This is a genomic window from Luteitalea sp., from assembly GCF_044337415.1.
Classification (GTDB): Bacteria; Acidobacteriota; Vicinamibacteria; order Vicinamibacterales; family Vicinamibacteraceae; genus Luteitalea.
The window spans coordinates 1-8721 of the sequence record NZ_JBIINP010000171.1 but is presented as its reverse complement, the minus strand read 5'-3'; the positions used below and the strand labels follow the sequence as shown (position 1 = coordinate 8721).

Here is an 8721-nt window from a genome sequence, read left to right as displayed (position 1 = left end):
GCCACGACCACCCACACGCGATTGACGATGCTGTCGGGCCGCGCCTCGAGTACGGGCGGCTGACTCGGCGGGTTCGGGGGCTGCGCCGACGGGGAGGGTGGCTGCGACGCGGCGCTCATGGCGGTCAGGGCGAGTATGCCGCAGGCGAGGGCGAGCGTGGCTCGGCGGACAGGCATGTGTGGGCTCCTGCTCCAGTGTGGACGCGTGTGCCTGGCCGCGCAAAGGTTCGGGCCATGGTCGAGTGACCCGCCAGAACGACGAACGCCCCCGGACCCTTGCGGATCCGGGGGCGTCGGGAATCAGACCCGCTCCGGCGGCGTCAGCGTGCGGACGCCGCCGGGGTGCGACCCGTGGCTAGCACCGCGCGTTGGCGCCGCAGGTCGTCAGCGGCACCGGCTTGCGGACGCGGAACACGCTGCGGCCGTGCGTGAAGGCGTAGATGTACTGGACGCCGCCTTCGGTGCCGATCGAGAGCGACTCGGTGATCACGTTGGCGAAGCCGGTGTTCTCACGCGCCCAGTTGGCGCCACCGTCGGTCGACGAGAAGACGCCGATGTCGGTGCCCACCCACAGGTTGGTGGTGTTGTCCGGGTCGATGAGGATGCTGTGCACCGGCACGTCGGGGATGCCCGTCGCGCCCGATCCGTCGATGCTCGTCCAGGTCACGCCGGCATCGGTGGACTTGAACACGTGACCCGTGCCTGTCGTGGTGTTGAACGTCGAGATCGTGGCGTAGACCTCGGCCGGGTTGGTCGGATGCACGGCCAGCCACGACACGAACGTCGGATCTGGTCGCGGACGGCTGAAGCTCCAAACAGTGGCAGCCGTGGAGGAGAGGGCCACCCCGGTCGTGAAGACGCGGCCGTTGTTGGCCCCGGCGCCGGTGCCGCCGCCCATGTACACGCGGTTGGCGTTCGAGGGCGCCACAGCGATGGCCCCGATGCGCTGTCCGAATACGCCGCCTGCCTGAGCCCAGATGCTGCCTACGGTGGGCACGGCCGTCGCCTGCACCGTTCGCCACGGGAAGGCGCCCGCGATCCACATGTTGCTCGCGTTGCTCGGGTCCTGTGCGAACGGCGTGATGAACAGGAAGTTCCCGGCGCCCTCGCCGATACCGCTGGTGAATGAGGAATACGTGCTGCCACCGTTGGTCGACCGCACGATCGACAGACCTGTGTTCTCGGCCCAGAGCATGTTGGTGTTGCTCGGGTTCACCGCCACGTATCCGCCATCGCCACCGCGAATGGTGGACCAGGCGTTGGGGCCACCGGCCAGCGTGCCGCGGATGGTGCCGTTGTCCTGCGTGCCGCCGAAGAACGTGGAGGCATCCGGGTAGGGCACGCCGTGGTAGAACTGCGTCGTCTGGTAGCCGTTGTTGAGGCCCGTCCACGACAGCACCCCGGGCGCCGTGTTGCCGCAGACCGGCGAGGCGCCGGTGATGGGATCGGGCGAGTACGACACCGGGGCGCGCGCGTCGTCGGTGCGGTAGACGCCGCCGTCGTTGGCCGAGTACATCACCTTGTTGGTCACGCCGTCGTAGTTCGGGTGGAACACCACCAGGTGGTGGTCGGCGTGGTTGTACTCGGGGTCCGTGCCCTGGGTGAACCACCAGTGCGACGCCTGGCCCCAGTTGGCGCCGCCGTCATCGGAGCGGAACAGGTCGATGCCGCCGGCCCAGACCACGTTCGGGTCGGCCGGGTCGACGACGATGATGTTGTCGTACCAGCCCTGGGTGAGCGCCTGACTAGCGCCGAAGCCGCACTGGCTCAGCACCCCGAACACCGGGTTGCTCAGGAGCAGCTTGTTCAGCGTGCTGGTCGTCGTGGCAGCGGTCATCGCCGCCGTCCAGGTCTTGCCCGAGTTCGTCGACTTCCACACGCCCAGGAGCGCGGTGCTGCTGAAGTTCGACGCCATGGCGTACATCACGCTCTGGTTCGACGGCGCGACGGCGAGGGAGGTGCGGCCCATGCCCGTCGGCGACAGCACGGTCTTCCAACTCATGGTGCTCGCGGTGTCGATGGCACGCATCACTCGCGCCTGCGCGAAGGTGCCGCATGCCGCGACGACCATCGCCACCGAGCGGTCCGTCTGGATGGCGAGGTCCATGCAGCCGCCGAACTCGGTCGCGGTGTAGACCTTCACCCACGTGGCGCCCGCATCGACCGAGCGGAAGATGCCCGTGCGCGTCGCGGCGTAGAGACGCTGGCTCGATCCACGCGACATGACGATCTTCTGCACGTAGTGGAAGTCCGAGTTCGCCGTCGACGGCAACTGCGCCCACGTCTCGCCGCCGTCGGTGGACTTCAGGATGCCAGCGCCACGCACCGCGTCGCCGTTGAAGAAGCCCTCGCCCGTGCCCGCGTAGAGCACGTCGGGGTTGCGCGGGTCGAGGATCATCGAGTTGACCGCGATGTTGACGAGCAGGTCGGCCTTGGGCACCCACGTGCCGCCGCCGTTGGTCGACTTCCACACGCCGCCCGCCACGCCCGCCGCCCACATCGTGGTCGGCGTCGTCGGGTGGATCAGGAGGGCGCGGGTGCGGCCGCCGATGTTGCCGGGGCCCACCGGCTGCCACGTGCCGAGCCCGACCGGCGCTGGCGGCGTCGGATCGCCTGGCGAGGCCGAGGGCGTCGCGCCGATGCGCTCGGGCAGGAACTGCTGCAGGTCGGTGGAGTAGATCGGCATCTGCTCGGCATGCTCGATCCCGGCCGTGTAGTCCTGCGGCGACAGCGTCGTCTGCCCTGCCGGCAGGCGCTGCTCCAGAAAGAAGGTCAGCGCCTGCTGGGGCTGGTCGAACGGCTCGCTGATGCCGTTCTTCCGCGCCTCCTGCCAGCGCTTGAGGTCCTCCGCGCGCTGGGCGACGGGCGGCTTCTTGCGCGCCAGCTTGGCGTCGATCGCGGCGCGCGACCGCACGCGGACGGGAGTGGTGGACGCCGGGGCCGGCGCCTGGGCGAAGGTGACGGCCAGCGTGGCGGCCACCACCGTGGCGTACGACGCGAGCGTCATGAGTCTGCGAGACGTCATCAGTGACCTCTTGGGTGTGCTGTGAACGCTGAACAAGGCACGGACGCGCGCCCAGGGGGCGGCGCGTCCGCGCACCAAAGGCTGGCTGTGTGGGCGCGGCTCAGCGCCGGCGACGGCGCGAGACCGCGAACCCCGTGCCGAGCAGGACGAGCGTGAGGCTCATCGGCTCCGGCACGTCGGGCGTCCGCACCAGCGACACGTCGTTGATGGCGAAGCCCGTGGACCGCATGATGTCGAACTCGACGGCGAAGATGTCGTTGGCGTCGCTGCGCACGCCGAGGAAGAGCGCGCTGCCGTCGCCGTTCTGGCCATTGAGGCCGTCGGCGCTGTACGACCCGAGGAGCGTGCCGCCCGCGCCGAACGCCCGGATGGTGCCGATGAAGCTGCCCGCGGCATTGGACTGGATCTGCGCGCCGGCGCCGCTCTGGGCGGTGGCGAACGTCAGGCGGATCGGGCCGAACACGCCCTCTTCCGTGTCCACGAGATCGAAGGCGCTCAGGACGGTGTCGTCGGCCAGGAAATCGGCGTTGAAGGTGCTGCCACTGAACAGGGTGAACGCCGACGGTCCATCGACCGTCACGTCCACGCCGTTCGTGGTGGTGGTCGCCGTGGGGCTGGTCAGGGGCGTCAGATCACCCCCGAGCGCACTCCACAACACCGAGTCGGTAGCCGAAAGCGCCGCCCGGTTGTCCACGCCGACGAGGGCGGCGAAGGACGAGGAGGCACCGAGCAGGGAGACGCCGACGACAAGCGCGGCAAGGCGAACGCGGAAAAACATCGAAACCCTCCGAAGTCGGACCCTGGGGTCTCGGCGCTGCCTGGGCATCGCGTCGGCCTTGGTCCGGAATCCACAGTGACGTGGTGAATTTCTCAACGAGCTGCAGGTATTGGGCCAAGGTTGAGATGGCACGTTTCCAACGAACTTCTCCATCAGCAATTACAGGCGAAGCCATGAAGTCTCCCTGGATGGAAACTTCAGTCGGCGGGAAGAGTGACAGGGCAGCGACCTTTCGTCAGCGTGTCGCGCAGCCTGTCTGGTCGCAACGCAGCCGGAGTTCCAGGCCTGGGACGAGCTGTCCGTAGGCGTCGCGGGCGCTGGCGGTGACCTCGAGAGCCGTGCCCGTGTCGGCGACGTCGAGCAGGCCGAACTGGTGGTCGCGCCGGGAGACGCCGTGGCTGTAGGGGCCGCCCTTGGTGCGCGGCCAGCGGTCGAGCGGCGCGCCGTGGATCACCACGAATCCCCGGCTGTCGGGGCCCCGGCCCGCCATGTAGGCGCTGTTGGTGCCATCGTCGAGTGCGGCCATGTGCCCGTCGCCGCTGAGCATCACGAGGCGTCGCGTCAGCCCCAGCGTGTCGATGAGCGTCGCCAGTCGTTCGCGTTCCTCGGCGTACGGGGCCCAGCCCTCGTGCGTGGACTCGTTGCCCTTGGTGATCCACGGCACGGTGTTGACCCAGATGACGAGCGCGGCATCCTTCGCGCGGGTGAGCTCGTCCTCCAGCCAGCGCCGCTGGGCCTCGCCGAGCATCGTGCGGGGGCGTGGCGCATCGACGGGCTCGCGTGAACTGCGGGTGTCGGTGACGATGATCCGCGCGCGTCCGATGTCGAAGGCCTGCTGGATCGTGTCGGCGCCGGCCTGCAGCGGATAGTGCGGCACGTGGTCGCGGTACACCGCCGTGGCGGCGGGGCGACTGGCGGACGTGCCGTCGGAGTTGTTGGGGCCGAAGTCGTGGTCGTCGTACATGTACGCGATTGGCACAGCCCTGTAGAGCGCCGACTGGCGCGACGAGTCGAGCACGCGGTCGTACCCGCGCCGGAACGCCTCGGCGTCGTTGCGCCCGATGTTGAGATAGTGGAAGTCGCCCATGTGCACGAACAGGTCGGGCGTGAGTGCGCGTATGGCATCGAACACGCGGTGGTTCGAGCCGGTGGTGGCGCACGACGCGAAGGCGATGCGGAACGAGAAGGGGCCGGCGGCCCAGGTGCGCAGGCGGCCCTCGAGGTGTTGGCCCTCCCGCGTCTCCACCCGGTAGCGGTAGCGCGTCGCTGGCGACAGGCGCGTCGCCTCGAATCGCACCAGGCCATGCGCATCGGGACTGGCGTAGCCACGCGCGGGCACGGTGAGCGCGTCGACCTCGGCGTCCGTGCCATCGGGCGCAATCACCAGCCTGGCCTCGGACACGCCGCGTGCCAGCCGGGCGACGACGACCGCGGAGCCCTCGGTGATGGCGCCGCTCCACGCCCAGCTCACGCCGGTCGGCTGTGCCGCCAGCGGCGCGGGTCTCGCGACCGCCAGCCAGCCCAGCAGCAGCGACAGGACGACGATCCAGGAGGCGAGCAACGACAGGGTGGGTGCTTGCGCGGTCGGGTCAGTTGCGACAGGCTGCAGGGGAGACATGCTGGCCGAATTCGCGTTGGCGCTGTACGTGTCGTACCTGGCCGTGGCCACCGTGTTCCTGGTGCTCGAGAACCGGTCGCCGCAGTCGACGTTCGCGTGGCTGTTTCTCATGGTCCTCGCGCCGGGCATCGGGCCCGTCGTGTACGTCCTGTTCGGCCGGGGTTCCAGCGCGTTCAGCCATCGCAAGGCGTTGCGCCGGCAACTCGGGCGCAGCAGCCTCGCCAAGGAACTCGCGCAGGTGCGGGAGGCCCAGGAGCAGGTGCGCGATGCGCTCTCCGAGAGCGACATCGCGATCTACCGTCGTCTGCCGCAGCTGCTCTGGAACTCGGCCGAGGCGCCCGTCACGCTGGGCAACCGGGTCGAGATCCTCCAGAACGGCAGCGAGAAGTATCCCAGACTCCTCGAGGACCTGCGTGGCGCGCGTCACCTCGTCCACATGGAGTACTACGAGTGGGCCGACGACGGCCTGACTCGCGAGGTGCTCGCGATCCTGCGCGAGCGCGTCCGCGCCGGAGTCAAGGTGCGCGCGCTGTACGACGCGGTCGGCAGCTTCTCGATGCTGACGCGCGGCTACGTGCGCGACCTGCGGGCGGCCGGGGTGGACGTGCATCCCTGCTCGCCCATCTGGCGCCTGCACACGATCAGCTATCGCAACCACCGCAAGCTGGTCATCATCGACGGCGAGATCGGCTACACGGGCGGGCTCAACCTCACCGACAAGCACCGCACCGGCCCGGAGGGCTTCTCCGGCTGGCGCGACACGCACGTCCGGGTGTGCGGCGATGCGGTGTCGAGCCTGCAGTACACGTTCGCGCTGCAGTGGTTCAACACGACGGGCGAACTGCTGGCCGACCCGGCGTTGTACCCGCGTGGGCGCCAGGCCGGCGACGTGCCGATTCAGGTGGTCAACTCGGGGCCGGACTCGCAGTACTCGGTCATCCGGCAGCAGTACCTCGCGATGATCTCGATGGCGCGCGACCACGTGTACCTGCAGTCGCCCTTCTGCGTCCTCGACGAGACCGTGTTGCAGGTGCTGTGCGCGACGGCGATGTCGGGTGTTCGCGTGTGGGTGATGATCGCGCCGCGCGGCGGCGAGGGCCCCCTCGCCTACCGCGCCGGCATGACCTACGCCCGCGACCTCGCGCGGGCCGGCGTGCGCGTGCTGCTCTACCAGGGCGCGTACTTCCACTGCAAGACCATCGCGGTCGACTCGGTGGCCTGCTCGATCGGATCGGCCAACATGGACATCCGCAGCTTCACCATCAACTACGAGACCAACCTGGTCATCTACGATCGCGAGACCACGAGGAAACTGGAGTCGGCCTTCCTGGCCGACATCCGCCAGAGCCAGCCCTTCACGGCCGAGGCCTACGAGCGGCTGCCGGCCTCTCGCCGCCTCGGCGACTCGGTGATGCGCCTGTTCTCGCCGTTGCTGTAGCGGGGAAGGGCAAGAAGAGTAGAAGAGTAGAAGAGTAGAAGAGTAGAAGGCAGGGCGGGAAGGGCGAAGGTTGGAAGGCGGGAAGGGGTGAAGGGGGGGCGGCTGTCGCAGGAGCCGCCGTTCGCTGTCCGAGCCCGGCTCGAGGCCGGGGGGCACGTTGAGGCGAAGTGGCTCGGCCGGGGCCTCGTCCCCACGCGGCGCGTCGTAAGCGGGTGTACTACGTTCGAAACGCAATCGCAGGCGTGGTGATGCTCGGGGCGGCTCTGGCGGCCCCAGGGGTCGTCGCGGCGCAGGACACCACGGGTGTCGGCGCCATCACCGGGACCATCAGTCGGCAGGGCGGGGGGGCGGCCCCCGATGTCGCGGTGTGCGTCGTGGAGACGTCGCAGTGCGCGGTCAGCGCCGCCGACGGCACCTTCCGCATCGCCGACGTGCGCGCCGGCGCCTACCGGCTCGAGATCACGCCCGCGGGCGCTGCGCCCATCCAGAGCGATCCCGTCACGGTCCGCGCCGGGCTCGAGGGGCGCGTCGAGGTCACGCTCCCCTCGCTCGAGGGGCTCACGCAGACCGTCACGGTCACGGCGCCCGCGTTCGTGCCGGCCGAGGAGATCAAGAACTCCGCCTACCTCATCCAGCAGTCGGAGATCCTGACCAACGCCGCGGCGCTGCAGGACGTGTCGCGCTACGTCCAGACGCTGCCGGGCGTGGTGCCGGGCACCAACGACTTCCGCAACGACATCATCGTGCGCGGCGGCAGCCCGCTCGAGAACCTCTTCATCGTCGACAACATCGAGATCCCGAACATCAACACGTTCGCCAACTTCGCATCGGCGGGCGGCACGGTGAGCATCCTCGACGCCAACCTCATCCAGGACGTCACCTTCCTCACCGGCGGCTACCCGGCGCCCTACATCAACCGCGCGTCGAGCGTGCTGCAGATCACCCAGCGCGAGGGGAGCCGGGAGGACCTCGGCGGGCGCGCCACCTTCGGCTTCGCCGGCGCCGGCGGCGTCCTCGAGGGGCCGATCGGCCGGGAGAAGAAGGGCGCCTGGATCGTCTCCGCGCGACGGAGCATCCTCGACATCTTCTCCGACGACGTCGGCTTCGGCGGCGTGCCGACGCTGTACACCGTCAACGCGAAGGCCACGTACGACCTCGGCCCCAGGGACCGCGTGTGGCTGATCAACGTGACCGGGTTCGACAACATCCGCCTCGGTCGATCGGACGACACCGAGGACATCGCCGACGAGATCAACACCTTCGACATCCGCTACGAGGGCCAGCGATCGGCCACAGGCGTGAACTGGCAGCGCCTGCTCGGCGAGCGGTCCGTGGGCCTGCTGGGCCTCACGTTCTCCGCGGCGCGCGTCGACCAGCAGGTGAAGGACCTGGCGTTCGGCGGCGTGGTGGCGCCGCCCGACGTCCCGGCCGAGGAGGTCATCGCGACCAGCCCGGTCGTGTTCCGCGAGAACTCCGGCGAGAACGAGACGACGCTCAAGTACGACCTGACGACCGAGTTCGGCCGCAGCTTCAAGCTGCAGGTGGGCGGCAGCTTCAAGTTCTTCCGCATCGACTACGACACGGAGTCGCCCTACGGCAACGACAGCCCGTACGTGCAGGAGCCGGGCTTCGCGCCGTTCTCGCTCACCCGCGAGTTCACGTCGACGCAAGCGGGGGCCTACGTGCAGGCGACGCAGGACCTCACACGCAAGCTCAACGTGACGTACGGGGCCCGCGTCGACTACTACGACTACCTCTCGTCGACGCAGGTCAGCCCGCGTGTCGGTGCCAGCTACGCCTTCAACGAGGCGTGGTCGTGGCGCGGCAGCTACGGCCGCTACTACCAGCAGCCGTTCTTCCTGT

At 69.2% G+C, this 8721-nt stretch carries 5 protein-coding genes; 2 read left to right on the top strand and 3 right to left on the bottom strand.

Features of this window, described 5'->3' with window-relative positions; genetic code table 11:
* Nucleotides 1–354 precede the first annotated feature (354 nt).
* The 3 genes from ACIRDX_RS17865 to ACIRDX_RS17855 all read right to left on the bottom strand — a co-directional run bounded on the left by ACIRDX_RS17865 (nucleotide 355) and on the right by ACIRDX_RS17855 (nucleotide 5420).
* The gene (locus ACIRDX_RS17865) at nucleotides 355–3024 is read right to left on the bottom strand and encodes a WD40/YVTN/BNR-like repeat-containing protein (protein ID WP_396626795.1); all 2670 of its coding nucleotides are present in this window, start codon (nucleotides 3022–3024) and stop codon (nucleotides 355–357) included.
* 100 nt (nucleotides 3025–3124) lie between these two features.
* Complete coding sequence (locus ACIRDX_RS17860) at nucleotides 3125–3802, bottom strand: PEP-CTERM sorting domain-containing protein (RefSeq protein WP_396626794.1); 678 nt, start codon at nucleotides 3800–3802, stop codon at nucleotides 3125–3127.
* A gap of 235 nt (nucleotides 3803–4037) precedes the next feature.
* The gene (locus ACIRDX_RS17855; protein ID WP_396626793.1) at nucleotides 4038–5420 is read right to left on the bottom strand and encodes an alkaline phosphatase D family protein; all 1383 of its coding nucleotides are present in this window, start codon (nucleotides 5418–5420) and stop codon (nucleotides 4038–4040) included.
* On the opposite strand from ACIRDX_RS17855, the gene cls reads away from it, so the two are divergent.
* Nucleotides 5419–6858: a cardiolipin synthase gene (gene cls / locus ACIRDX_RS17850; RefSeq protein ID WP_396626792.1), complete on the top strand. Its 1440-nt coding sequence runs from the start codon at nucleotides 5419–5421 to the stop codon at nucleotides 6856–6858. The genes ACIRDX_RS17855 and cls overlap by 2 nt on opposite strands.
* 248 nt (nucleotides 6859–7106) lie before the next feature.
* Nucleotides 7107–8721: TonB-dependent receptor domain-containing protein (locus tag ACIRDX_RS17845; protein ID WP_396626796.1), on the top strand; the 1615-nt coding region annotated here is incomplete at its 3' end.

What these genes read in the sequence shown, in the direction of transcription:
- ACIRDX_RS17865 (WP_396626795.1), bottom strand. Translation starts at nt 3,024, where the DNA reads ATGACGTCTCGCAGACTCATGACGCTCGCGTCGTACGCCACGGTGGTG.
- ACIRDX_RS17860 (WP_396626794.1), bottom strand. Translation starts at nt 3,802, where the DNA reads ATGTTTTTCCGCGTTCGCCTTGCCGCGCTTGTCGTCGGCGTCTCCCTG.
- cls (WP_396626792.1), top strand. Translation starts at nt 5,419, where the DNA reads ATGCTGGCCGAATTCGCGTTGGCGCTGTACGTGTCGTACCTGGCCGTG.
- ACIRDX_RS17855 (WP_396626793.1), bottom strand. Translation starts at nt 5,420, where the DNA reads ATGTCTCCCCTGCAGCCTGTCGCAACTGACCCGACCGCGCAAGCACCC.